This is a genomic window from Mucilaginibacter sp. 21P (genome assembly GCF_019331605.1).
Classification (GTDB): Bacteria; Bacteroidota; Bacteroidia; order Sphingobacteriales; family Sphingobacteriaceae; genus Mucilaginibacter; species Mucilaginibacter achroorhodeus.
Window position 1 is genome coordinate 2634153 of the sequence record NZ_CP063061.1, and the last position, 26690, is coordinate 2660842.

Below are 26690 nucleotides of genomic sequence, written 5' to 3' on the forward strand. Positions count from 1 at the left end.
ATAAGAGCGTTTAAGATCAATCGGTTTTGACGAGCTAGTGCTTTTAATACAATGAGGCTGTTGCGGTAGCAATGGTGTAGATAGCCTGATCAGAAGTCAGCGCTAGTGTTATCGCAATGGCAGCGTGACGGTGAATACTGTTCCACCTTCTGGCGGGCAGTAAAAAGTGATCTTTCCCCCATGTGCTTCGACGATTTCGCGGGAAAACGGCAATCCGATGCCATAAGATTTTTCTCCGGTGGTGCCGCTACGCTGCGCTGCCTTACTCTCGGAAAATATAAATGGTCGAATCTCTTCCGGTATACCAATGCCTTCGTCTTTAATGCTGATAACAGCCTCTTGATCCGATTGCTTGCAGTCCACCCAAATGGTAGCGCCTGAAGGGCTAAATTTAATCGCATTGACGAGTAGGTTATTAAATACCCGCCATATTTTGTGTTGATCTATATCTGTATGCAGCTCCTTTACGCTTGTTTTTTGGATCTTTTGATTTTTCTCTCCGGCTTTGAACCTGAGTAACGCAACGCTATGCCTAAGCAGGGCGGCCAAGTCACAATCCTGTTTATGCAAGGGCTGCGAATGGTGATCTGCCTTGTGATCAAGCATGTCGGCGATGATCAGGTTGACTTTCATGATGGATTCCTTGGCTAAGAGTAACATTTCCTGATCTTCAACGTCCCTTTCAGCGGTTAACATCATCGTTATGATGGTCGAAATAGCATGTATGGGGTTGCGGAGGTCATGCGCCAGCACGTCTGAAAAATGTAAGTTTTTCTGGTGACTGATTTCCAGTTGTTTCAATGCAATCTCCAACTCAGCTTTACGGGCATTCGTGCTTTTAATTTGCTTAGAAGCAATCCGCACATTGACCGCTAGCAGAATGGCGATAACAACAGCCATGAACGCAATGACCGATACCGCAGTAGCCCTCCATTGAATCCGGTTTTCCATAGCTTTCTTTTCCTGTTCGATCTCCATCAGTCGGAAAATGCCATACATATTGGCGCTTAACAGTTTCCGACGGGATTCCTGCAGCGAATCGCGGAGCAATGAGCGCGACCGCATATCTTGAAGCGCCGCCTGATATTGACCTGTAGCTTGTTCATAATCGGCTCTTGTCATTAAAAAATCAACCTTGCTTTGCGTATCTGCAAGAACAGGTGACCGCCCGGCGACTGACAACAGTCGTCCCGCCTGCTGCATATGTTTGGTCTTTAAGTATAATCTGGCCAGCTTTAGCTTGGTCATCAGCGCATCTTGCCGGTAATGTCCGGGCTGGTCATTGATTGCGATGTCATCCAGATAGGCGCGCTCAGCACGATCGAAGTTTGATTTTTGCAGCCAGGCATCACCCATGTTGCCAATGATGACACCTTTGGCCATGGCGAAAAATTGTTGTTTTGATGGAAAATCATGGACTCTGTCCTTAAGCAACTCCTGAGCACGACTGTAATAGCAAAGCGCGCTGTCCGGGCTTTTTAATTTGCTGTAACTACTCGCTAAATTGCTTAAGGCACCTTGCTTCTCGTACACGAAAGCAAACAGGTTTTTATCCGTTTTATCAAGTTCCTTCAAAACCTGATGGTAATGGGTTATGGCATCTTTAAAGTTCTCCTGTTTGTAGGAAATCTTTGCCTGACGCTCGAAATAATGCGCAAGAAATGTAAACATCTGCTTGCTTTCGTTTGCTTTGGGTAATTTACGCCTGCTCGCATAATAATATTGGAAAGCATAGCTGTAAAGACCTTGGGCAAACAGCACGTCCCCTTTTAACAAATATGCTTCGGCTGATACGATGCGGTCCTCGTCGGATAGACGGCCTAGCTCGACGGCGTGATGCATACTGTCCGCATAAAGATTGGCCTGTTCGTAATTTTTGGATTGCAACGCGGCTTGGGCTAAAAAGAAATAGATGCTGCTCATTTGCAGTCCTGTCAGCTCTGGCTTGGTTTTTCTGATGCTATCAATAAGCGCTAAAGCTTGCACCTCAGCTTCATGGTCTCTTAGTTCAGTTGCGCGGGCAATAACCGAGTCAATATTTTGCGCTTTTTTCCCGGCATTAGGATGCTCCGTACACGCCCAGCTGATGAGTAGCAGTAAGCCAAGCAATGGTCTAACTAGTGATAGTAAAGGTTCCTTCATAGCATTATCAAATTTGTTCAGTTACAGGCAGTAACTGTGAAAATGCCAGTTGCAGCATCAGCTCATTTCAGTGATAACTTGTAATGTAAGCTTTTGTGTTATTGCGATGAATATTTCTAACAAAATCAAAGTAAGATCATAATTTCGCTGAGGGGAAGTCGGTCGATGCAGCTATCGGTACCGCTAATTTAAACGTTTGGTTGAGGAGGTAGTGAGTGTTTTACATTTTTTACAACGTTAGATGTAAAACGGCATTTCCCTTATTCATACGCCGGGCAGCTTATACTGAATAATCCTTTCAAATGCATTAATACCGAAAGGAGTGGGCATAGGGAGCTCGTCAAAACAACTGCCATTCAGTATCGTTGCTTCCAAAAGCTAAAATGGAGAAGGTCAGGTTTTCAGCGATGGTGGCAACACGGGAGATCTTGACGAAATGCTTTTCCAAGGTAATCTTTATACAGATGTGGCATAAAAAGGATACCTTGAAGTTAAAAGAGTCCTTGTATCTGGAAGAGAAGTGGCATCTTTCGCAAATCAAGATAGATGGTAACAATATCGGGACGGTGACTAAAAACGAAAGTCACCCCCCGCATAATATCGGTGCTTATAGGTGTTACAAAAATGCAAAATTAGGCTATGCCTTATTTGCTAACGATGATAAAAAGCTTTATATCATCAAATAAATCGATCATATGAAAAGATCAATAACCGCCATGGTTTTGCTGACCTTGACAGCGCTGTATGGATGTCAATCAAAAATAGAAAAGCAACAAAAGGCAGTTAAGCCGGAACAGGCGTCAACGCATAAGGCTGCAGTACAAAAGAAAAAAAAGCAGCTTGCGCATACAACACAAATGACCTTTATAAAATATGCCGATGATGGTGATTATTTTCAACTCATAGCACATCGAGGCGACAGCACATTTAGTTTCATCGCTGAAACTGACATCAACGGGCGTTTGAACAGGGGCGACCAGATACAAATTTCATGGAAGGATGGCACTGTCACGATTCCTGGTGATGATGACGTGGAAACACCGGCGCGGTTGTTATTACATATCAAAAAAATAGGCAATGGCCCGGTTTCTATGTTTAGAATGGCATATGATAAAAAGCTTAAATATACCTGGCCCACTGACGAGAATTTTACTTCTTCATACCTGGACAAACTTTATCTGCTGATCGAATATTACCTGTCTAAAACGAGCAACTCTTTGTTGCAGCTTGCTATCAAAAATCAGGATCAGCTTACTTATTCAATAGAGTCAAAAGAACGTAACAGCCGGAATTATAGAGTAATTGGTATAGCTCCGATAGGTCCAAATGGTGCTAAGGTTGTTCAATGGCTTTACATTGATGACGAAGAGGATGATCAGATATATGAATACGATCTGGGGGAAGACAGATTGGTGCCATTTGAGTGATGAGCCGGCTAATAGCAATTAAATGTAGGAGATGATCTTGGCAAAAAGAAAACTCCTGCTTATGAAAAGTATATCTTGAAATACTCAATGGTAAACTTTTTTGCAGGACGCATTTTGTATCTTTTCGGACCAAAAAGTTTATCAATCAAATCACAGAGCACGAAATAATCCATTGGAAATGATGTAGAGAACTTTCAGGTATTGAAAGATGCGACTTCGGCATCCATTTATGGTGTCAGGGCTGCCAATGGCGTGATCATTATCACGGCCAAACGTGAAAAAGGCAAAGTTACCATATAAACGATGCTTATTACGGAACGCAGGTGACTAACAGTGGCAACTTATGGCAAACGCTCAATCCGCAGGAAATGGCTGATCTGAAACATCTTGCGCAGACCAATTCCGGAATCACGGATTTTACGGACGAAGAAGTTACTGTGGAGGTTTAGATATTGTTTGGCGTAAAAAAACATGTTCGGTATCTAATATTTGATTTTAGAAGTACTAGATGCTTTGATTTCCAAAGCTTAGCGATTTGTTGCGTGAGTTGATTTAGATTAATACATTTTCAGCATTTAAGGGCAAATTCTTTAGATTTCTCACGTCTTGAAAAATCAACAGGCCCTTTGAAAACGCCAGCTTGCCTCATGTTTTTAATCTGACGTCACAAATAATATCACTTTAAAAGTTTGCTAACATGGCTTTCGTCCGTTAGACCAAATTCCGCCGCGATCTGCTTTAAACTATAAGTGCCGGTATCTAACCTTTTTTTGATCAGGCTTTTTCGATAAAATGCAATATATTCCCTCAGCGTGATTCCGGCATTTCTTTTAAAATATGGGCCGATATAATCTGCGGTGGTATTGAACTGCGAAGCGATCACCTTTGATCTAAGCTTTGCGGGTGTGTAGATATGCTTATGTACGTAACAAAAAACCGCCTGCATGTCCCGGCTTCGACCGGCGGCCGCTTTTAATTCCGGCATATTACGCTGTAAAATTGCGGCTATCGTTAGCACCTGCAACCAGATCAATTGCTCATTGTGCAATTCATCCTGTTTTAAGGATAGGATGACCTGAATGATACCAGCTATCGTTATCCGGTCCACATCTGTTAGGTTAAATCCCGACAAATGTGTCTCCCTGCTTCTGATCAGATATTCGAGTTGCCTGAGACCGAATGCAGATCCGGCATTTACCTGGTGTACATAAACGTCGGTAAACTTAATAAAGACGAATTTGGTAGGTGTGCTTATGGAAAAAGAATGTACATCATCAGGTCCGATCAGAAAGATGTCGCCTTGACCGTAGATGAGTTCATTTCCCCCGATCTGATGCAACCCGGCTCCGTGGCGAATGTAGATCAGTTCATAATGGTTGTGCTGGTGAACCGGATGCGGCCATTCGCTAACTTCAAATGCCGAGATAATCAGCGGCTGAAACTGTTTGTATCGTTTCATGTCGGAAAGTTACTAATATATAGTGGTGTTTTACAAAAAGCTTAGGGCCAATCATATTGAATTTTGTTTCGTCAACCTGCTGGAAGGTGACTTAACAGATATACATTATGCAAAAAACAGCATTAGTGGTTGGCGCGAACGGCGTTATTGCCTCCAACCTGATCGAACATTTACTGATCCTGGGTGATTGGAAAGTTATCGGACTATCCAGGCGCGGTGGTAAGAACCGGGAGAACCTGACATACATTTCCGTCGACCTGCTCGACCCGGAAAAATGTCAAACCCGATTGAGCCACCTAAAGGAGGTGACGCATATCTTCTATGCGGCCTTTCAGGACCGCCCCACCTGGGCAGAATTAGTGCCACCCAATATGGCTATGCTGGTGAACGTGGTTGAGGCCGTAGAACCGGTCGCTGAGCATTTACAGCACATTAGTTTAATGCAGGGTTATAAAGTTTATGGCGCGCATTTGGGCCCGTTCAAGACCCCCGCTAAAGAAAGTGATGGAGGACATATGCCCCCGGAATTCAACGTTAATCAGCAGCAATTTTTAGAGAACCGTCAGCTGGGCAAATCATGGACATGGTCGGCCATCCGCCCATCGGTTGTAGCCGGAACCGCTTTAGGTAACCCGATGAACCTGGTGATCGTGATTGGTGTTTATGCTTCGATCTCAAAAGAGTTGGGATTGCCTTTTCGCTTTCCGGGAAAGCCGGGCGCTTACGACAAGTTACTTGAAATGACCGACGCCGGGCTATTAGCCGAAGCAACGGTTTGGGCGGCAACAAACGTGCAATGCGCTAATCAGGCGTTCAATATTACCAACGGTGACCTCTTTCGCTGGAACGATCTCTGGCCAAAGATCGCGGCTTATTTCGACCTGGAAACGGCACCGCCTCTGCCTATGTCCTTGCAAACCGTGATGGCCGATAAAGAACCATTATGGAGGCAGATACAACAGAAATATGGATTGAATAAACACAACTACCAGGAACTATCTTCCTGGGCATTCGGTGATGCCGTTTTTAGCTGGGATTATGACTTCTTTGGTGATGGGACCAAAGCCCGCCGACTGGGGTTCCATGAGTTTATCGATTCGGAGCAGATGTTTTATAATCTATTCGATGAGCTGAAGGCGAAGAAAATTATTCCATGATCCTTACCTGGCATCTACTTGGTCAGCACGACTGATATTTATAGATGAAGCCTTGCAATAAAGACTTCATCTATTATTGATCTAAAAGCACGCTTTTCGCCTTGCCAGCCGATCTTCTGTAGAAATTGCTCCCAGTTCAGCTTATCCGGATTAATCTGCCTGCTCTACGAGAGATTCAGGTCTTCGCGGAAGTACCCCTATTCACGGCGTATTCTGTTCTACCATTCCGGTTAGCTCCCTGACCAGATGCCCATTGAAACTGAATTCAGGAAAATGATGGAACAATTCGTTTTGGATTAAGCTGATCTATACTCGGCTTTGTTACGGGTAACCCGGTTGAATGTTTCCACCATCTCTTTCGGCGAGATGATATCCCCGGTGACCGGCAGCGACTGACCTGCATAAAGTTTAGGATCAGAAAGAATTTGAAGAACGGCCGGCCCGGTTGCAGTCAGCGGATCGACAAATGAAGCGCGGAAATCTTCAGGCAAATAAGTAGGAACAACCAACCTATCACGATCCATTTTAGGCGTGTAAAATTCCATCAGGTTGATACAAAAGAACGCCATAGTTTTAGCAGACGTGCGTAAATTGGGAAGCCCTCTTGGCAGCACTGCCTTTTATGAATCCCTGCGGGAGATGTTGTTTGTACAGAATTTTGTTGTGATCGTCAACGAATATTTTTCCCTGCTTATTCCAACGAATAATAGATTTCATAACACTTGTTGCTGCGTTGCGGCCATCACGAGTTCGGCTACATTCTTCACGCCAAATTTTTGAATCAAGTTTTTGCGATGCGTATCTACGGTAAGCGGACTAAGAAAAAGTTCCTGCCCAATGATCTGACTCGTTTTTCCTGCCGCAATCAGGGCCAGTATCTCTTTCTCCCGACGGGTAAGGCGTGGTGCACCTTGGAGTTCGTTTTTACTGGGCCTGCTAATGATCTCCATAACTTCCTTGCTATAACAGATATTTCCCTTTATCGCCTCGGCAATACAGTGGCGTAATTCCTCTATCGAACTATTCTTGAGTAGGTAGCCGCTTGCGCCATTTTGTATGGCCTGCATGATGATGCTGCGTTCGGTATGATTACTTAAAATGAGAATTCTGGTGTTTATCGATATTTGTTTTATTTGCTTACACAGCTCTATACCGCTGATATCAGGTAACGTTATATCCAACAGGATCAAGTCAAGCGGCTGATCTAATAGGTAAGCCAAAATGTCGGCGCCAGTACAAAAGCTCGAAGTAATTCGAAGGTTCTCTTCATTGGCTAGCAAAGTCTTTAACCCTTCAATCACAATCGGGTGATCATCGACTATAGCGGTTATCAGTTCAGGCATCTGCATGACTATTTAATTCAATATTTACGGTGGTCCCTTCGTTGATCACAGAACGAAGCTCAAACTTGCCTTTGAGATAACTTACGCGGTTTTTAAGGTTCGCCAAACCCATACCCTTACGATCTTTTAAAATTTTTGTATCGAAACCTGCGCCGTCATCCTCAACAGTAATAAAAAAGATTGAGTCGTTTTGGCTGCATTGTATCAACACATTGTTCGCATGAGCATGTTTAATTGCGTTGAAAAGTAATTCCTGAACGATTCGGTATATATTTAACTGAATATTTAGCGGAATGTCTTTTTCGATGTGGAAAGCTTGGAAATCGATATGTAAACCGTCGCGCATATAGAACTCACAAAGGTCTTTGAGTGCCACTTCCAATCCAAATTTCAGTAATGTTTCGGGTAACAGATTGCGGGCAATGCGCCGCAGTTCTGTTACAGATGTATCTAACTGTCCAATGATACGAAACAAGTCTTTATCCTGTGCAAACTCGTCCTTGGTACTGGTAAGGCCAGACAGCCCTATTTTTACACCAGCAAGCATGCCACCCAGGCCATCGTGCAGGTCACGTGCAACTCGTTCACGTTCATTCTCCTCGCCGTCTAGCATAGCCTTGGCAATGCGGAGTTGTTGCTTTTGTTCCAGCTCATGCAGTTGTTGCCTGTAATTGATTTCTTTTTGTACGGCGAGTTGACGATTGCTTCGGGCATTCAACAATACCGTCGTCAGAATGGCGAGCAAGCTTACGCACCCACTTCCTAAAAGCCAATTGAATAGCTTTTCATTTTTGCTTTTTAACTCAGTTTGGTGGTTCTTCGCTTGTAATTCAGCAATTCTTTTCTGACTCTTTGCAGTACGATATTTTGTTTCTAGTTCGTTGATCTTAACTTCCACTTGCTTGTTATGCATACTATCTGTTAATTGCTGGCGCCTGTTTTGCCAGTCGTAAGCATCATTATAGTTACCCATCATTTTATTGGTTTTGGCTAATTCGCCGTAAAGCATCAGTTTATCATTAGCGCTCGTGAGCATAGTGCCGTCTTCTATAATACTTAATAAAATTTTTTTGGCTTGGGCATATTCTTTCAGATTCAAATAAGCCTCATAACTACGAAACAAAAGCTGCTGCTGCATTTGCTTCTGATTATACCTGGTAGCCAACACCATACCTTTTGTGGCGCTGGAAATAGTTTCCTTGTAAGATCCAACGGTGGCATAATAAAGTGCTTCGTTATAATAATATAAGGTATAATTAAGCGAGCCTGGAAATGGTGCCAGCATAATTTTCGCTTTTTGAAGCAGCGTTTTCGCAATTCTTGGTTTGCCTGCATAACAATTAATGCTCACGCCATTTAAATAAGCAAAAAGAAGGTTTGTTGATTGATGGTCTTGTTTCTCCAATAAAACAATGGCTTTCTTATTGTAATCATCAGCCTTAGCAAATTGGTAATTATTCATCAATATGGTAGCGAGCTGGCTGAAATAAAAAGCAACCATAGTTTGATCACCCGCTTTTTCAGCATATGGGAGCACTTTCTGGATAGTAATGCCGGTAATGAACTCATACCCTTTACCGCGGTTCATGATCGCGTAGTTATACCAGGCCGCTGCCAGCTTACCGTAAGCCTGCGGCGTATGAAATGTAGCGAGTGCCTTTTGCGCTTTTACAAAAGCAGCGGATGCTTTGCCTTTGTCCCAGTTAAAATAATACTGCCCTTCATAGAAAGACGATAGAGCCTTTAAATAGGGCGAACCGCCTGCTAATTGCCTACCTCGCATTAAGAAAGTTTTACTTTTGGTCGTATCCTTAAATTTCCAATACTCAACCAGCATAAAACTGGCAAGCGCTTTACTACTGTCTGTTCTCCCGTATTTTAATACGGTTTCCAAACTGTCTACATGGTGTTTTTCATTTAGCGGCACCTGCTGCTGAGCACTTGCGTTAAGGGCAAAAAAAATAAGCAAATAGAAAAGGTATGATTTCATTAGGCGGCAATAATTTCAATTGAACGGCCGGAGCTTGCGCAATTCACAAATATCGACCTAAAAAATCATATAGACTGTGAAACACATACCCACAAACATAAAATACCTAAAAATCAGGAGAAAAAAACACACCATTCACGGGATTTTATATCAGCGCTCTCTGAGATAGTTTTGCGGTCTATCTATCATCTAAAATGAAAACTATGACAAAGACAGTTCTTAAAAACTTGTTAGTGGCCGTCACTTTATTCGGCTTTATTTCGGCTCTTACATCTTGTGGTAAAAAAGACGCCAATGAAAATCAGCCTTCAAATGGGGGACGTACCGCAAAATTTACAGTGACCGTAACCGGCGCACCAGAATCAGCCTATTTGTCCTTCGTAATGGTAGGTTTGACGAACAACCCTTCTGATGCGACAGTTTGGAAGGTAAATGGAACTGTACAAAATAACCAGAGTACGGTAAGCCTAGGTAAGAATAATTTCAGTGGGAATACTAGCACTTATGTAATCGAATCTGTAAAACCACTTACCAACATCAGTGCAGGTATTCAATGCCTAAGCCCGGGCAACGAAACCTACAAAGTGAGTTATAAGGCCGAGATCGACGGTGAGGTTAAGGAAGATATAAACGGTTTTACGGTTACCAAGTCAGCAGATCTTACCAAGGATTACACTTATTAACTAAGAAACAGCATTTATTCTAATCACATTATTACCAACTCAATCAACGATGAAAAAGATCATGTTCATTTGTGCAGGCCTGCTGTTATTTTGCGCAAGGTTTGCCAGCGCCCAGGCTATCCTAGACAAAATGGACCGCGCAACAGACAAGGCCGACCGGGCAGGCCACACTGCTGACCGCACCAAAAGTACCGGAGAAAAAATTCTTGGTTTCTTCGGGAAGAAAAAGGATGGTACAGCTACAGAAAAAACGACCTTAAAAATTGCAGGTGTTGATTTTTCTAAGCTCAAAGCTATCAACGAAAAGCTACAATCCGCGAAGGGCGTTCAAAGCACCAGAATGAAGTTTAAAGCATCCGGTTCGTCCATTATTCTTGAACACGCCGGTTCTACCTCAGAGATTCTCAAAGCCCTGCAAAAAGCCGCGCCCGATGTATTTGCGGAAAAGAATATCGACGGTATGGACGACGGTGAGATATCCGTGAAATTAAATTAAGCCTGATCCTTGTTTACTAATAATTTGATATCTGCGCGGGTAGACTGAGCTGCCCGCACAGGTATCAATGTTTACCCATGCTTTATGAAAAATAAGATGACAAAAAAATGTTTCACGACTGTAGCGATGCTCGCTTTAACATTTTTAGTATTGATATCATGCAAGAAAAATAGTGGAGGGGGAAATGGGGGACAGGAAATCTACCTATCCTGCAAAATAAACGGAACCTTGCATGAATTTAATTACCATGTTAATGCCAATGATAAACCTGCTACGGACACCGTGCACTTTGTAGTAATAGGTGGTTGGGAAAAGTCCGATATGGTTACCGGTTTTGGCATTGACATGCAAATAGACAAAGGCGCGAAAGAAGCAACTTACGCTTCCAATAGCGTAGCGGGTTTATTGCTTTCGGGGAAATATTATATCCAGCAAATGAAAGACGGGAAAATTGTGGGTACAACCATCTTCAACGGAGGTGACGTTGATGGCAGCAACTTTACCATGACCATTACCAGCTTAACCCAATGGGGTGTGAAAGGGACATTTTCGGGCAAGTTAAGGCTATTGACCGGAGATGAATACCTGACCGTAACTGATGGGAAATTCTCTGCCCCATATAATTGATTTAAAACATTTCAATAATACAGAAAATGACACGATACATTAAGATCTTAACCGCACTTACTTTTTCTGGCATCATACTTTTTAGCAGCGTAACGCAGGCACAGGATAAACCTTTTAATGAAGATTTCTCCACGTATGAAATTGGTGCGTCGCCTCGCAGTATCAAAACCAATGGCGTAGCGATAGTTGCGCACCCGCAAGGGCAAGAAGGGAAATGGCTTTCAGTTAAAGATCAGGCTACTTATAAACTTAATCGGTTAACTGGGTTTCCAGCAAGTTTTACGTTTGAATTTGATGTGCTGGCCATGGCTGAAAGCATTAAGGACATTGCTCCGGTTTGTTTCGGCTTTGTTAAAGATAATGCTGCAAGGGAACATCTGAGCAATGCTGGTGCCTTTATACAGCTACATTACAGAGATGCAGACGCCGTAAACATCGGCAATTATGAACTCAAGAAAGAAACCGGTACCACGTTTGACCTGTCATCTACTACAAACAGACCTTTACACGTAAAATTGGTTGTTAGCGGAACACAGATGGCCGTTTATCTCGATGATACAAAACTTGCTCAAACTGAGCTATTCGCTCCCAAAGCCGCCAAATACTTTTACTTTAGCGGCCCTTGGCAATTTGATAACGGCAGTAAATTATTCATAAGTAACTTAAAGACCACGCTATAGTTCCCTGATTTATAGATTTTGTACCTAAGACTAATTATTAAAATATGTGAAAGATTTTGTCCGTTTTGTGATTTCCTACATAGTCATCATTCAGTTGTATTTAAGTTACGCTGGAGCCAAACGGAACGAAATATTCGGAATGGACAAGACTTGTATCTATTTTCAGGATAGTAGGTAATCTGTCTTGCATCCATCCCTGCAGCCAACAAGTAAGATTGATATTTTAAAAAGAAATTTATTCATCTAAACAACTGCAGGCCGCTGTGCCTTCCGCTGCGATTAGTTCCGGAGAGTTTGTCGGTCTCGTGGCGGATAACCCCGATTGTAGGATCGAATAAAAGCTTATCATGGCAAAATTGTCAACGACCATAAGACATTGAATAAAGACTGCCTGAAATAAAAAAGATCAGTCCGGCAGTCGTGGAACGAAATTATTTGGACATCAAACAGGATATTAAGAATATTATTGAGCTGGAAATGGATCGCTTGCTAGGTGATCCGGCGCTTTCACACCTCATCATTCGTAAAAGATAAACAGATATTATGCAGTGTAATTTGTTCGGTCCTAAATAACAGCTTAGCTGTAGACCCAAGTGCGCCTGTTGCAAAGTGGCAGGAACATTGGTTTGACCATAAACAATTGGTTAACCGCATCTATCATGATAGCAGCGTCGTTGTTTATTATGACGATGACGTTAAGCCGAACATCACCTGGCCAAAAACCTACATGGCGCAGGCATGGAATTACACAAAGAACACATATGGAAGTTTTGGTAAAGATCCGCGGTTATATGTTGTTTTTCACGCAGGTAAATACTCTGGCGGGCATCCGTCAACTTATATGGACGCCAGCCATGATTATCATAACGTGACCGATTGCGGCTCTAACGATATAAACGCATGGACATCTGGTGCGGGTAATGATATAGACCTCACAACGCATGAAATCGGTCATATCGTTGAGGGAGCTTCTCAGGGCGTTCACGGCTCACCTGCATTTCCTATCTGGCACGATAGCAAATTCATGGAGATCTATCAATATGATCTGTATCTCGGTCTTGGCAGAAATGATGATGCTACCCGTTGGCACAATATGAAACTCCAAACCGCTGATGATTTCCCGCGGCCAGGTACCCATTGGTATAAGGATTGGTTTTACCCCATCTACAATGAACATGGAAAAACAAAAACTTTAACTAAGTTTTTTGATCTGCTGGCAGAATATTTCCCAAAAAAAACTTACAATAATGGAAGAGAAAGCTTCCCGGAGTATGCCAGAGACCTCAATTTTGGGGAATTTATTCATTTTTGGAGCGGCGCTGCGGGCACAGATTTAAAAGAGAAGGCCTGAAATTCATTCGGGGATAAGGACGAAAAGGGGAATGCATGGTTGCCGCAATTGCAACGCGCTAAAAAAAAATTTCAAGAGATCGTTTATTGAAGATCGTGAAGGCCCAGAGAACTACTCCGTGCGTAAATTGATAGTTGTTCCTTGATATACTCCCTTTGGTCAACACATTGTTTGTTGCCTGACCCTGGGTTGGTCTTGAAATCCAGAATTCGGTATTGTAATTTGGAAATTACTGCAATAAATTTGATAGCGACCAAATGTTATCACGAATCTACGCTGTGGCAGCATTTAATCGTATTTAAATATGTCAATACAAGCCTTAAAGCTGATTGTTAAATGGTCGTTAACCAATAGAGCGTATCGAACAGTGTTGCAATTTAGAGTGGGTTTACCTGGTGCATCCTTTTATTTCATTTTGCATCACACTACAATTTTACAGCCAGCGAGCCTATTGGTTATAGCAGATAGCGCACCCGATTTTGGCGGATAATTTATTTAGGCGTTGCCTAGGGATTTATAAGTGTATGTACACTAATTTGCAGAACGATCAACTACTTAACATTGAAATCAAAGATACCCATGAACATTTCCAGACCTAAATCGATCTTTATTTATCTAATTGTTTGCTTATTTATTTTAACAGCACGGTTTACGGCAATTGCACAGTCAGCGGGCCTTAATCATTTGATGTCACGAACCGATACCGCTTTTGTACCTAAAGAGATAGAGGATCCTGAATGTGTTGGTATTAACAAAGAATTGAATCATGCGACGCTGATGCCATACGCTTCGCTTGAGGAAGCGCTGGAGGGAAACAGGCGCGCATCATCTTACGCCCGCAGTCTGAATGGCATGTGGAAGTTCAACTGGGTGGACTGGCCACAAAAGCGTCCGGTTAATTTTTATCGAACTGACTATGATGTATCTGGCTGGCATGATATAAAAGTGCCATCTTGCTGGCAGGTTGAGGGATACGGAACGCCTTACTACAGTAATTACGATTACATCTTTCAGAAAGATTTCCCGCGGGTGATGAGCACGCCACCGGTAAGCTTTACTGCTTACCAGGAAAGAAATCCGGTTGGCAGCTATCGCCGTAACTTTGAGTTACCGGCAAATTGGAACGGCAGACGCGTATTTATTACGTTCGACGGTGTGGATGCAGGATTTTTTATCTGGGTTAACGGCAAAAAAGTTGGCTATAGTGTGAACAGCCGTAACGCAGCAGAATTCGATATTACAAAATATGTTAAACCGGGCAATAATATGGTTGCCGTAGAAGTTTATCGTTTCACCACCGGAAGCTACCTGGAAGACCAGGATATGTTTCGTTTGAGTGGCATCTTCAGAAACGTCACGCTGTGGAGCGCGCCTCAAGTCCATATACGCGATTATTTCATCAAAACCACATTTGATCCTCAATACCATAATGCGGTTTTACACGTCTCGGCTAAAGTAAAAAATTATACTGTGAGCGCTACAGGCGCCAGCCAGCTCAGTGTCGAGCTTTATGATGGTAATAACCCTATTGCCGGCATAACAACGCTGCGAGATATACCGGCACTTAAGCCGGGGGAAGAAGTTAATATCACTGCAGAAATACCGGTAAAGGCCCCGCAAAAATGGACGGCAGAGACACCTAAGCTCTACACAACAGTCCTCTCAGTTAAAGAAGGTAATGTCGTTAAAGAACGGCTTTCGGCAAGAACCGGTTTCAGGCAGATAGAGATAAAAGGGCGACTTTTTACGGTTAATGGCGTGCCGGTGAAATTAAAAGGTGTCAATCGTCACGAAAATTGGCCGGATAACGGACATGCTGTGACCGAAGAACAAATGGTTAAAGACATAATCCTCATTAAACAGGCTAATTGTAACCACGTGCGGACCTGTCATTATTCAGATGACCCGAGGTGGTACGAACTGTGCGACGAATACGGCATTTACCTGGTTGCGGAAGCCAACCTCGAAAGCCATGGGGCATGGGATGAGTTCAATGAAGAACCGAGGATCAAGGCTGCGCTTATTGAACGAAACCGCGCGAATGTAGAGAACTTCAAAAATCATCCGTCCGTTGTGATCTGGTCTTTGGGTAATGAGTGTGGGTCAGGCGGGTCTAACTTCAGGGCGATATTGGATGTCATTAGATCTATCGACAATACCAGGCCTACACATTACCAGGGCTTTGGTATTGGCGGCAACAACCCGGCAGATATCGATAGTGAAATGTATACGCAGTTGCCTGACGTTGAAAAGAACGCGAATGACGGTAAGCTTACCAAACCATTTTACCTTTGTGAGTATGCTCACGCCATGTTTAATTCCATGGGTTCGGTTGATCTGTATAATGACCTTTTCGACAAATATCCTTCGCTGATGGGTGGTGCCATATGGGAGTGGCAGGATCAGGGCATTTATAACAACCGCGACCCTAAGCATCCAATTACCGCTTATGGTGGCGGTTTCGGCGAGTATCCTAACGACCGATATTTCATCCACAAAGGCGTGGTTTTTTCAGACCGTTCGCTGAAGCCACACTATCCCGAATTAAAACATGCTTATCAATGGGTAACCATCACAGCGAAAGATGCGTTGAAAGGGGATTTTGTCATCAAAAACAGGTATCAGTTTACCAACCTTGACCAGTTCACCGGGAAGTGGTCACTTACCGAGGACGGAGATCAGGTTGCCACGGGTGTATTTATTACTGGTTCGATCGTTCCTGGAGCCGAAAGATTTGTTCACATACCCCTTAAGTTTAAAGCTAAGCCTGGGGCCGAATATTTTATACGCATTTCATTACACCTGAAAGAAAGGGAAATGTGGGCGCCTAAAAATTATGAGCTTGCGGAACAGCAGATAATGATTCCAAATAATAGCGCAGCCAAATCTGTCAGAGCGGTTGAAGGCGATCTCGTTATCAAAGAAGACGGCCAATTGTTAACCTTGAGAGGTAAGGGCTTCTTCATGGCGTTTGATCAATCACAGGGTACTTTTACACGGATAGAGGAAAAGGATAAAAATATATTAACAGATAATGGGGGACCTCGTTTACACCTTTGGCGTGCCCCTCACCAAATCGATGACATGTGGGCGTATCACGATTGGGAAAAGAAAGGAATAACAAAGCTGGACTGGAAGGTTAATAATGTAAGTTATAAACAGGAAAAAAGCGGTGTGGTCCGGATCAGTGCTGACCTTACCGGATATGGAAGGCAGGATTATAAAATCAGTCATAAAGTTACGTACATCATAACTGCGAACGGCCATATCCATGCAACCAACGAAATTACTTCCAGCGACTCAACATTTGCTCTTGCAAGAATGGGTGTCCGGATGCTTTTAGACCGGCAGCTAACACAGTTTGATTATTTTGGCCGGGGCCCCATGGAGAACTATGCTGATCGTAAACGCGGTGCGGATGTCAACCACTATTTTAGCTCAGTTGCAAAGCAAATGACACCTTACGAAAAGCCGATGGAATGCGGTAACCATGAAGATGTACGCTGGGCGAATCTGACATCAGCAAACGGACTAAAGCTAGGTGTTAAATCAGACAGCGCGTTAATGCAGGTTTCAGCACTACCTTACACGGACGAAGAGATGATGCCGGTTGAATATAAGATCGATCTGCCGGAAAGTAAAAGCACTGTATTGATCATCAGTCACAAAACGCTAGGCGTCGGTTCAAATGGTTGCGGACCACGTCCACTGGAGCAATACCGTGTATATGGAAAGAAGACAATATTTAGTTATGATATCAGTCTATAAGCGTAATGGATTTAATATAGGAAAGCAAAAGCCGCTATGTGTATAGCGGCTTTACAGCTCGGCAGCAAATGTTAATTGCGAAAGCTTTCCTGTTAATAGTGTCAGTTTTTCTGGGCTTAAGCAGTTATCGACTCTGGCTCTTCTGCTTTATCTTTTGTGACGCCTTGCATGCCCGGTTTTAAGATCACTTTGGTCCAACCGTTGTCGCGGGCATCAAAATGTTCGTAACCTGTAGGTGCTTCTTCTAAAGGAAGTTCGTGAGAAATGATGACGGAAGGTTTGGCTTTACCTGAAGATATCAAACCGCAAAGCTGACGGTTATAGGCTTTGACACTGGCCTGGCCTGTCGTAATACTTTGACCCTTCAACCAGAAATTGCCAAAGTCAAATTCCATGTGCCTTTTTTTGCAAGAGGATCTTCTGCCTTTGGATCCCGGGCAACGTAAACACCTACAACACCAATGGATCCTGTGAATTTAACGGCTTGCACCAGTTCGTTCATGGTAATATTATTCTGTTCGTGCCCGTGTTTATCGCAACACTGATAACCCACGCATTCACAACCGCTGTCAGCTCCAACGCCAGCAGTTAATTCCAATACCTGGTCAACTGCGGGTGCTTTTGAGAAGTCGATAGGTATTGCGCCCAAGTCTTCTGCTAGTTTTAACCTATCCGGATGGTCATCCACTACCATAATTTTGTTTGCTCCTTTTATGCCAGCTGAGATCGTTTCCATTAAATCCACCGGCCCGGCGCCATAGATGACCACATTGTCACCAGGTTTAATGCCCGCCAGCTGAGTTGCATGAAAGCCGGTAGGGAAGATATCAGATAACAGTACATAATCGTTTTTTTTCTCTTTTGCGTCTTCGGAAGCTTTAAGCAGTTAAAATCAGCAAATGGAACCCGCAGGTATCTGCCTGCACCCCGTTGTCGGAACCCATTCCGGCAAACCCATATGCGGCACCCGCAAACCCCGGGTTCATGGTCAGACAAAACGCGGTGAGCCCACGCTCACAGTTTTTACAAAGACCGCAACTAATATTATAAGGCGTACAAACCATGTCAACAACCTTGATGTTGACCACTGCGTTCCCTACTTCTCTAACTTCCCCGAGATTTTGTGTCCGAAAATGCATCCTTCTTCCATCCTGTTCAGCTACAGGAATGCTTTCCTGTTGTTGGCTATGATGAATGCCATGTGCATCCCCTTGGTTTTACTGATCATAAAAAACGTAAAATCGGCTCCGAAGTTCCAAGACCAGCTGTGGTGTCCGATCATTAAGCTTGATTACTTTAACGTTTTCCAGGTAGACTCAAAATTAAGAGACCGCTGTTATGCATAGCCGCGTTTATTTCTGAAATGCGGTTCAGGGGTATGTTATCAGTATATTTAAGATATGCCGACCATCTCTGGCATCCAGCATCAACAACCGGCAAAATGAGACCGGAATTGTAGACCACTATGCTAGCCGGCACTCCTATACCGGTGCGTGCAGTATGTAATATAATCACATAGCTTTTCCTCCAGTACGATTGACATCACATCATGGATACCAGGGTCAACATCTAAACTTAAATTATTTTTAGTTCGGAACGCATGTGTCGTGTATCTCAAATTGCTACCTTAAAAAGCTAGACACGTAGATAACTGGTGAATATAAGTGTAGAATAGTAGGATGGAACCCTTCACTAAGGTGAAGATAGAGTTGTTAATCACTTAAGACTTGGCATATAAATTCATGAAAGCGTAGCTTCGTATAAATCTATTTTCGATCCCAATCCGTGTAGTCTATTATGCCAAAAAAAAAGCTCGATAGGTTGCAGACCGTTAACCGGTCATTAAATACACAATTATGGTCGAAATCATAACAAATGAAATTAAAAAGTTCAATGTTCGAATACTTTCGCTTATGCTCCACGCACTCCTTGATACACGCTTATAACCAAACTGAATAATCATTTTTAAGGGCTTGACGAAGCCTTGCAAAGGCCAGCGTCATATGCCGTTCTACAGTTTTTTCGGAGATATTGAGCTGTTCAGCAATCTCTCTGTATTTTAAATGCTCATAACGGCTCATGCAAAAAACCATTTTACATTGTGGGGGCAGTTCGTTCACCGCGGATTTTATTCTTTCGCCAATCTCTTTGTCATGATACGCGAGCTCAAAATTTTCGGCCTGCAAATTAAGTAAGTTTTGACGGTGAAGATAATCTAAAAAAAGGTTTTTGGTTTGCTGATGCTTGAAATGATTTAAGCAGCGGTTGTGCACCATCTTGTATAGGTAAGACGTCAATGAGCAAGTGGTATCTAAATTATCTCTTTTTTCCCATAGCTTGGTAAAGGCTTCATCAGTGATCTCGCGGGCGGTTTCCAAATCGTTGACCATTCTGTTTGCGAAAAGTGTCAGCACACGGTAGTGGCTTTTGAATATCGATTCAAAAGCCTTATGATCGCCGGATTTCAATCTGTTGCTTAGGGAGTCTTGATCTTTTTGCATAGAAGAAACACCAATTTCGTAAGCCCAATATAATCATACAACGATGATAATTATCAATTTAAATAATAAAATCGCGTTAAAACTCATTTTTTCGAAATCATTTGACGTATAAAATTAAAAAAATCAAAATTAGATTGGGGGTAATTGCTTATTCGATTGTATTACGGGTACATGAACGACGATAATATTGATGATTTGCTCATCAGGTACATCACCAGGGAAGCTACGCCGGAAGAAATCGTTTTCTTGAGCAAATGGATCAACGCACATCCTGAGAACGAACAGCATTTCGCAAATCTTTACGAGCTTTGGCAAGACGCGTTGATTAATGATCAGACATCAATCAATACGGACGAAGCCTTTGAGGATTTCCGTAGCCGAAATTTCCAAGACCCCATCATCAGCAAAAAGAGATGGTTATATAGTGGAATCACGCTGGCTGCATTACTCATTATGACAGTCGGATTTTGGAAAATTTCAGATGACAAGCCCCACGCAGAAAGTGAAGTTCGTTTAACAGCATCAAAAGGGACCAGCAGAATATTTAAGCTGTCGGATGGAACTAAAATCTGGTTGAACGGCGGTTCTGCCTTGACAATTGCAAAAGGTTTCAATACGGTTAACCGTACGGTATGTCTTTCTGGCGAAGCATTTTTTGAGATTGGCGGAAAGGAAAGCAAACTGCCTTTTCTGGTTAAAACGAAAAAGTACGCGATCAGGGATATCGGCACGCAGTTTAATATCAAGGCGTATCCGGGTGACGACACTTTCGAAGCATCCGTAGTTCAGGGTGAGATATCGGTAGAAAATGGGTCAGCAAGAAATAATGAAAACAATCGCATCTATTTAAAAGCGCACCAAGTACTCAGCGCTTCGACTAATCTGGCTAAAGCAGGAGATTCTCTGGAAGAGCGCACAGACGATAATTTTCAAAAGATCCAAATCCTGCAAATTCAGCCTGATCAGCAAGCCAGATTCGTCGGATGGAAGGAAAATATCCTGGCATTTGATAGCAGTTCCCTCGAAGAAATTGCTAAGACGTTAGATCGTCGGTTTGGCACTGCTATAGCGATTAAGGATGAACGATTAAAGCAGATCCGGTATTCCGGCACCTTTAAAAATGCCAGGTCAGCCGCAGAAATACTCGATGTGATCAAGGAAAATACTGAAATAACTTATAATCAAACAGGTAACAATATAATGATAGGAGGTGCCGGTCTATGATCTAAGTATACAAAAACAGCCCGGAATGCGTCAACATTCCGGGTGTTGTTCATTCTTATAGCTAATACCCTAAAGCTTGGGGAAGCATCGTATTAACTAATTAAACAACACAAATTTATGATTATTTTTTACAGGAAGCCGCTTCCGGGGAATCCCGTTTGCCGTAAATTACTGACAATGATGAAACTTGTTTCCGTGTTGCTCCTCACGGGGCTGCTGCAAGTACACGCCAACGTATTTTCACAGAAATTATTTAACATCGATAAGGAACAGGTAACTATTTCTTCGGTGCTTAAACAAATCGAGCAGAGTAGTGAATATTCTGTCTTTTACAGGATCGATCAACTTGATAAAAACAGGCTTATAACTATCCATGCACAACATGCAAGTATCGAAGAACTGATGACACAAGTTTTGAAAGGCCAGGCACTAACGTATCATGTTATTGACCATCTCATCATCATCAAACCCAGCGGCGCGCCTACTGCACCGGTATTCGCGATCACAGGCACAGTTACAGATGAGCAGGGACAAACCTTGCCCGGTGTCACCGTGAAGCTCTCCGGTACAAACTTAGCTACTGTTACAGACGCGCAAGGGAAATATAGCTTGACCCTGCCGTCTAGTGAAGGTAACCTGGAATTCACCTTTATTGGTTTTGTTTCAAAGACTGTTGCTGTCAACGGCCAACAACGTATTGATGTCAGACTCAATGCCGAGTCAAAAGCACTGACGGAAGTAGTGGTGGTGGGTTATACAACGCAAAGGAAAAAAGATCTGACGGGAGCCGTTTCGGTTGTAGACGTTAAAAATCTCAATAAAACCGCTTCATCCTCCGTGAACACCCAGCTGCAGGGGCAGGCACCGGGTGTTACGGTGATCGGGTCCGGTCAACCTGGTGAAGAACCACAGGTCCGCATCCGAGGATTTAACACTTTTGGCAACAACACACCATTATACGTCGTCGATGGTATCCCAACGCAGGATGTCAGCACGCTTAATCCTAATGATGTAGAGAGCTTTCAGGTATTGAAAGATGCCAGTTCTGCATCGATTTATGGTGCCAGGGCTGCCAATGGCGTGATCATTATCACGACAAAACGTGGAAAAGGTAAAGTGACCATTCAATACGATGCTTATTACGGAACGCAGGTGCCTAAAAGCGGCAACGTATGGCAAACGCTCAATCCGCAGGAAATGGCTGACCTGAAGCATCTTGCGCAGACCAATTCGGGGATCACGGACTTTACGGACGAACAGTATAACCCTGACGGTCAATCAAGCAAGTATACGCTGCCCGATTACATCGTACCCGCGGGCGCGAAAAATGGCGATCCGGCAACGGATCCTTCTTTGTATTACGTAAATCCCAATTATACGTCCGGTGATGATTTCAATAATTTCAATCGTATTACCAAAGCCAATAAGGCAGGTACGGACTGGTACCACGAGATCTTTAAAAGTGCGCCTATAACGAGTCATAATATTGCTGTTGGAGCAGGTGGGGACAATGGCAGTTATTTATTTTCCGCCAACTATTATAACCAACAGGGTACCCTGATCGACACTTATCAAAAACGTTACACGATCCGTGCAAACAGTGCATTCAATTTTAATAAGCATATCAGGATAGGGGAAAACCTGGCCTACTCCGTTACTAAAAATCCGAAGGTCAGCGGCAACAATCCGGATGGCGTGATCACGATGGCTTTAAGGCAGCAACCGATCATTCCGGTTTATGATATCGCCGGTAATTATGCCGGTAGCTATGGCTCAGGGCTTGGAGATGCGAACAACCCGGTAGCCATCCAACAACGGTCGAAAGTAAATTCAGACGTGGGATACAGGTTGTTCGGAAATATCTACGCAGAAGTCGATTTTCTTCGTTCGTTCACGTTCCGTTCTTCCTTCGGTGGCGATATCGCCAACGGAAACTCTCATTACTTTAATTATCCTACTTACGAGAATAAGGAGAACACGCAAACCAACAGTTATGGTGAAGACTCCTACAGCAACTGGAACTACACCTGGACGAACACGCTGAGCTTTCATAAGGAAATCAGAAAACATGATATAAAAGTTGTAGCGGGCACAGAGGCATTTGAAGAATATGATAGCTATATAGGAGCCTCCAGGCAGAACTATTTTTCTTTTGACCCGGATTATGTCAATCTGAATACGGGATCTGCATCAGGAATCGGTAATTATGGCGCACGCAGTACATCTACGCTATTATCCGCTTTTGCACGCGTCGACTATAGTTATGCAGGTAAATACCTTTTCAACGCGACGATCCGAAGAGACGGTTCTTCCAAGTTTTCAAAAGAAAATCAATACGGTTACTTTCCCGCGGTCAGTGCCGCTTGGCGTCTATCGCAGGAAAATTTTCTGAAAAATGTGAGCTGGATTAGCGACCTTAAGATCCGCGGTGGGTGGGGTATCATGGGTAATCAATTGAACCTGACACAGGCCAATGCTTACTATACCTACGGATCAAGTATCGGTCAATCGTATTATCCGATAGGAGGGGGAACAACGATCGTACCCGGATTTTATCAGCAGCAAATCGGTAATCCTGATGCGAAATGGGAAAAAGATATTAACAGCAACATCGGATTTGATGCGACTTTGTTTGGAGGGGCATTGTCCGTGACTGCAGATTATTATCGTAAAGATATCAAAGACCTGCTGTTTAACCCGGAACAACTAGGGACAGTAGGAAACGGGACAGTCCCTTACGTCAACATAGCAAAGATGCGTACGGACGGCCTAGACGTTGCAGTAACAAGCAACACAAAAATCGGGTCAGAATTGACGCTCAATACCACGCTTTCCGTCACTACCTACAACAATAAAATTTCTAAGGTTTCCAATAGTTCCAGTTATTTTTATTCAGATATATCCAGACGTTTCGATGTTAATATGGTAAGGAACGAAGTTGGTCATCCCATCGGACAGTTTTATGGTTATAAAGTTGTGGGATTTTGGAATTCGCAGGACGAGATCGATGCCGCTAATGCAAAAGCAATGCAGGCTTCAGGCAACCCAGATGCCGTCTATCAGAATGACGTGAAGGCGGGACGCTTCCGTTACGCAGATATCAACGGCGACGGCGTGGTCAACGATGCCGACCGTACCTTTATCGGCGATCCCAATCCCGATTTTACAGCCGGTCTTAAGCTGGGGCTAACTTACAAAGCATTTGACTTCAATGTCTTGCTTTACGGGTCATTTGGTAATCAAATCTGGAACAACGTCAAATATTGGAGGGATTTTTATGCATCCTTTGAGACGGCCAAAAGCTATACTGCGCTATATGATTCCTGGACGCCGACAAATCATAATGCGAAAGCGCCCATTCAGGAGTTGGATGCATCAACCAGCAGCGGCTCAACACCAAATTCTTATTTCGTCGAAAACGGATCATACGTGCGGGCACGTAATGCTCAGCTTGGATACACTTTCACGAACCTGAAAAAAGCTGGTATACAAAAGCTGAGGGTATATGTTTCTGCAACCAATCTTTTCACCATCACCGGCTATAAAGGTACCGATCCTGAACTTAATGGCGGTGTGTTGAACTTCGGTATCGACGAGGGAACATACGCTACACCACGCACCTACCTGATAGGTGTAAATGTCTCATTATGATCAAAACTATAAAGTCATGAAATTTAAGATAAAGCTGCTTATCATATTAACAGGAACGTTAAGTCTGGGCGCCTGCAAAAAATATCTGGACAAACCACTGACCGGGGCGCTCGAAGGACCGCTGCTGGAAACAAAAGAGGGTGTTCGCGATCTGTTGATCGGCACCTATGCGGTGCTGGACGGCCAGCAGGGCGGCGATGCCGCCATCGGCGGCGGCGGTGCCTGGGAGGCCTCTCCGGACAATTGGATCTACGGAGGCGTGGCCGCCGGAGATGCTAATAAAGGCAGTGATCCTGGGGATCAAACGCCCATTGAGTCCATTCAGAAGTTTACAACCGACCCCACGAATGGTTTTTTGAACAGCAAGTGGAAGGCGGACTATGAAGGAATTTCCAGAGCTAATCTTGTGCTTAAGACCGTTGCCAAGGTAAACGGTTACGCGGCGGGACAAAAAGAGAACGTTATCGCTCAAGCCCGTTTCTTAAGGGCGCACTACTATTTTGACCTCAAGAAGATGTTCGACAAAGTGCCTTATATTGATGAAAATACAACTGATTTTAATCAACCCAACAATGCTGATATCTGGCCTAAAATAGAAGAAGATTTTACTTATGCTTATCAAAATCTGCTTGGTCAGCAGGAGGATGCAGGAAGAGCCAATAAATGGGCAGCGGGTGCGTATCTGGCCAAAACTTACTTATACGAACATAAATATGCAGAGGCGAAAACACTTTTCGAAACCATTGTAACGCAGGGTACAACAGCAAACGGCCAACCCTACAAGCTGAATGATAATTTCGAAGATAACTTCAGGGCAGCAACGAATAATAGCGCCGAATCCGTATTTGCTGTTCAGGCTGCTGCAAATGTGGATCCCAACGGGATATCCAACGCCAATAACGGTGACATGCTGAATTTTCCTTACGGCGATGGTAGTCCTTTTGGCTGCTGCGGATTTTATCAACCCTCAATTGATCTGGTTAACCATTTCAGAACCAATTCGGCCACAGGCCTTCCATACCTGGATGCTTACAACGATCACCCTGTGAAAACTGATATGGGCATTTCATCTTCGCAGGATTTTACGCCTGATCAGGGCACTATTGATCCAAGACTGGATTGGACAGCCGGCAGGAGGGGAATACCTTATCTGGATTGGGGTATCCATCCCGGAAATAACTGGGTGCGTAATCAGGCTTATGCGGGTCCTTATTCACCGATCAAGATGGTCTATGGACAAGCGGCGCAAGGGACAGAAGGTGATGGCCACTCCTGGGCTCCGGGATCAGGTATCAACAACAACATCATCCGATTTTCAGATGTTTTGCTGATGGATGCTGAAACGCAGGCACAGACCGGCAATCTCGTACGTGCCATGGAGCTCGTGAATATGGTAAGGGCAAGAGCTGCTAATCCTGCCGGATGGGTTTATCAATACAAAGACCCAGATAAACCTACTGCTGGATTTTCTGATGAACCAGCTGCGAACTATAAGGTTGGACTTTACGATATGAGCTATTTCGCTACGAAGGAAAGCGCTTTGAAAGCAATCTATTTTGAAAGAAAAATTGAGCTGGCACTGGAAGGACACCGCTTTTTTGACCTGGTTCGCTGGGGAATTGCCGCTCAGGAGATCAATACCTACCTGGCTTTCCAGGGTAAATTCACACAGGATGTTAGAGGTGGTAAGTTCACAGCCGGGAAAAACGAGATTTATCCTATTCCGCAACGACAGATTGACCTTTCAGGTGCAGGGGGCAGTCCCAAATTGATTCAGAATAAAAATTATTAGTTCCAATACAGTTAAAAGCTTGATTATGCAAACATTACTTGGTGTTTACCATTAAGTTTCAATAATCGTAATCTTAGTTAAGACAAGTTGCATTGTAATCTCGCTTAACTGGTTATGACGATGATCGACTATAATTTACGTTTTAGCTAACGCTAATCTTTGTGCAATGAAGCTTGTTCCGCGAGGGGACAAGCTTATTTGTATGAAGTGGGTAGCAGCGATGAGTATTCTTCAGGCAATTCATTCTAAAGAACAACTAGTGTAATGTGCAATAAGCCGATTATTGATAATGTTCAATTATCCTTTATTGATGGATTTTTTTTTAAAAGTATGTAACCCCCCTTGGTTCGGACTGGTATTTTACAGCCTTATTAATCAAAAATATAATCATTGTTGTAA

23 protein-coding genes and 1 pseudogene are annotated in these 26690 nt (G+C 43.4%); 14 read left to right on the forward strand and 10 right to left on the reverse strand.

The features are described 5' to 3' along the window. Positions 1-108: 108 nt before the first annotated feature. On the reverse strand, positions 109-2142 hold the full coding sequence (locus INP83_RS12040; RefSeq protein ID WP_219124264.1) for a HAMP domain-containing sensor histidine kinase: 2034 nt from the start codon (positions 2140-2142) through the stop codon (positions 109-111). 464 nt (positions 2143-2606) lie between these two features. Between INP83_RS12040 and INP83_RS12045 the strand changes: the two genes are divergently transcribed. The 4 genes and pseudogenes from INP83_RS12045 (at position 2607) to INP83_RS21200 (ending at position 4018) form a co-directional block, all read left to right on the forward strand. Beyond that, the gene (locus INP83_RS12045; RefSeq protein ID WP_219124265.1) at positions 2607-2828 is read left to right on the forward strand and encodes a hypothetical protein; all 222 of its coding nucleotides are present in this window, start codon (positions 2607-2609) and stop codon (positions 2826-2828) included. 9 nt (positions 2829-2837) lie between these two features. Continuing rightward, positions 2838-3569 (forward strand): hypothetical protein, encoded by a 732-nt coding sequence (locus tag INP83_RS12050; RefSeq protein ID WP_219124267.1) that lies wholly within the window; start codon positions 2838-2840, stop codon positions 3567-3569. 177 nt (positions 3570-3746) lie between these two features. Next, a pseudogene (locus tag INP83_RS21375) lies at positions 3747-3851 on the forward strand (hypothetical protein); the annotation flags it as partial. 41 nt (positions 3852-3892) lie between these two features. Then, positions 3893-4018 (forward strand): hypothetical protein, encoded by a 126-nt coding sequence (locus INP83_RS21200; RefSeq protein WP_255563137.1) that lies wholly within the window; start codon positions 3893-3895, stop codon positions 4016-4018. A 227-nt stretch (positions 4019-4245) separates the two neighbouring features. Here INP83_RS21200 and INP83_RS12060 read toward each other — a convergent pair whose 3' ends face one another. After that, the gene (locus INP83_RS12060) at positions 4246-5028 is read right to left on the reverse strand and encodes an AraC family transcriptional regulator (protein WP_219124270.1); all 783 of its coding nucleotides are present in this window, start codon (positions 5026-5028) and stop codon (positions 4246-4248) included. Between the two features lie 107 nt (positions 5029-5135). On the opposite strand from INP83_RS12060, the gene INP83_RS12065 reads away from it, so the two are divergent. Further along, positions 5136-6185, forward strand: coding sequence for an SDR family oxidoreductase (locus INP83_RS12065; RefSeq protein ID WP_219124272.1), 1050 nt, complete (start codon positions 5136-5138; stop codon positions 6183-6185). Between the two features lie 296 nt (positions 6186-6481). Here INP83_RS12065 and INP83_RS12070 read toward each other — a convergent pair whose 3' ends face one another. The 3 genes from INP83_RS12070 to INP83_RS12080 form a co-directional block, all read right to left on the reverse strand. After that, positions 6482-6754 carry an NmrA family NAD(P)-binding protein gene (locus INP83_RS12070; RefSeq protein ID WP_219124274.1) on the reverse strand — a complete coding sequence of 91 codons (273 nt, stop codon included), beginning with the start codon at positions 6752-6754 and terminating at the stop codon, positions 6482-6484. 144 nt (positions 6755-6898) lie between these two features. After that, a complete protein-coding gene (locus tag INP83_RS12075; protein WP_219124276.1) occupies positions 6899-7534 on the reverse strand; it encodes a response regulator transcription factor in 636 nt (211 codons plus the stop codon). Further along, complete coding sequence (locus tag INP83_RS12080; protein WP_219124278.1) at positions 7521-9518, reverse strand: sensor histidine kinase; 1998 nt, start codon at positions 9516-9518, stop codon at positions 7521-7523. The genes INP83_RS12075 and INP83_RS12080 overlap by 14 nt, the downstream gene beginning before the upstream one ends. Positions 9519-9721: 203 nt before the next feature. Between INP83_RS12080 and INP83_RS12085 the strand changes: the two genes are divergently transcribed. The 6 genes from INP83_RS12085 to INP83_RS12110 all read left to right on the forward strand — a co-directional run bounded on the left by INP83_RS12085 (position 9722) and on the right by INP83_RS12110 (position 17123). Then, entirely contained in the window at positions 9722-10201 is a 480-nt protein-coding gene (locus INP83_RS12085) for a hypothetical protein (RefSeq protein WP_219124280.1), read from the forward strand. Between the two features lie 49 nt (positions 10202-10250). Next, a complete protein-coding gene (locus INP83_RS12090; RefSeq protein WP_219124282.1) occupies positions 10251-10697 on the forward strand; it encodes a hypothetical protein in 447 nt (148 codons plus the stop codon). Between the two features lie 84 nt (positions 10698-10781). After that, positions 10782-11324, forward strand: coding sequence for a hypothetical protein (locus INP83_RS12095; protein ID WP_219124284.1), 543 nt, complete (start codon positions 10782-10784; stop codon positions 11322-11324). A 26-nt stretch (positions 11325-11350) separates the two neighbouring features. Beyond that, the gene (locus INP83_RS12100) at positions 11351-12004 is read left to right on the forward strand and encodes a hypothetical protein (RefSeq protein ID WP_219124285.1); all 654 of its coding nucleotides are present in this window, start codon (positions 11351-11353) and stop codon (positions 12002-12004) included. Between the two features lie 493 nt (positions 12005-12497). Beyond that, a complete protein-coding gene (locus INP83_RS12105) occupies positions 12498-13355 on the forward strand; it encodes a hypothetical protein (protein ID WP_219124286.1) in 858 nt (285 codons plus the stop codon). Positions 13356-14042: 687 nt separating this feature from the next. Next, a complete protein-coding gene (locus tag INP83_RS12110; RefSeq protein ID WP_219124287.1) occupies positions 14043-17123 on the forward strand; it encodes a glycoside hydrolase family 2 TIM barrel-domain containing protein in 3081 nt (1026 codons plus the stop codon). Positions 17124-17239: 116 nt separating this feature from the next. Here the strand turns inward: INP83_RS12110 and INP83_RS12115 are convergent, their stop codons facing one another. The 5 genes from INP83_RS12115 to INP83_RS12130 all read right to left on the reverse strand — a co-directional run bounded on the left by INP83_RS12115 (position 17240) and on the right by INP83_RS12130 (position 19624). Next, positions 17240-17518 carry a hypothetical protein gene (locus INP83_RS12115; protein WP_219124288.1) on the reverse strand — a complete coding sequence of 93 codons (279 nt, stop codon included), beginning with the start codon at positions 17516-17518 and terminating at the stop codon, positions 17240-17242. Further along, a complete protein-coding gene (locus INP83_RS12120; protein ID WP_219124289.1) occupies positions 17488-17859 on the reverse strand; it encodes a zinc-binding dehydrogenase in 372 nt (123 codons plus the stop codon). Before INP83_RS12120 ends, INP83_RS12115 begins: the two co-directional genes overlap by 31 nt. A 142-nt stretch (positions 17860-18001) precedes the next feature. After that, positions 18002-18262 (reverse strand): alcohol dehydrogenase catalytic domain-containing protein, encoded by a 261-nt coding sequence (locus tag INP83_RS21380; protein WP_370630569.1) that lies wholly within the window; start codon positions 18260-18262, stop codon positions 18002-18004. Between the two features lie 20 nt (positions 18263-18282). Next, on the reverse strand, positions 18283-18405 hold the full coding sequence (locus INP83_RS21205; RefSeq protein WP_255563138.1) for a hypothetical protein: 123 nt from the start codon (positions 18403-18405) through the stop codon (positions 18283-18285). A gap of 658 nt (positions 18406-19063) precedes the next feature. Continuing rightward, positions 19064-19624 carry an RNA polymerase sigma-70 factor gene (locus INP83_RS12130; protein ID WP_219124291.1) on the reverse strand — a complete coding sequence of 187 codons (561 nt, stop codon included), beginning with the start codon at positions 19622-19624 and terminating at the stop codon, positions 19064-19066. Positions 19625-19795: 171 nt separating this feature from the next. Between INP83_RS12130 and INP83_RS12135 the strand changes: the two genes are divergently transcribed. From INP83_RS12135 to INP83_RS12145, 3 genes are all read left to right on the forward strand, one after another. Then, entirely contained in the window at positions 19796-20848 is a 1053-nt protein-coding gene (locus tag INP83_RS12135; RefSeq protein WP_219124292.1) for a FecR family protein, read from the forward strand. A gap of 402 nt (positions 20849-21250) precedes the next feature. Beyond that, positions 21251-24499: a TonB-dependent receptor gene (locus INP83_RS12140; RefSeq protein ID WP_255563312.1), complete on the forward strand. Its 3249-nt coding sequence runs from the start codon at positions 21251-21253 to the stop codon at positions 24497-24499. A gap of 16 nt (positions 24500-24515) precedes the next feature. Further along, positions 24516-26291 carry a RagB/SusD family nutrient uptake outer membrane protein gene (locus tag INP83_RS12145; RefSeq protein WP_219124294.1) on the forward strand — a complete coding sequence of 592 codons (1776 nt, stop codon included), beginning with the start codon at positions 24516-24518 and terminating at the stop codon, positions 26289-26291. Positions 26292-26690: the final 399 nt, after the last annotated feature.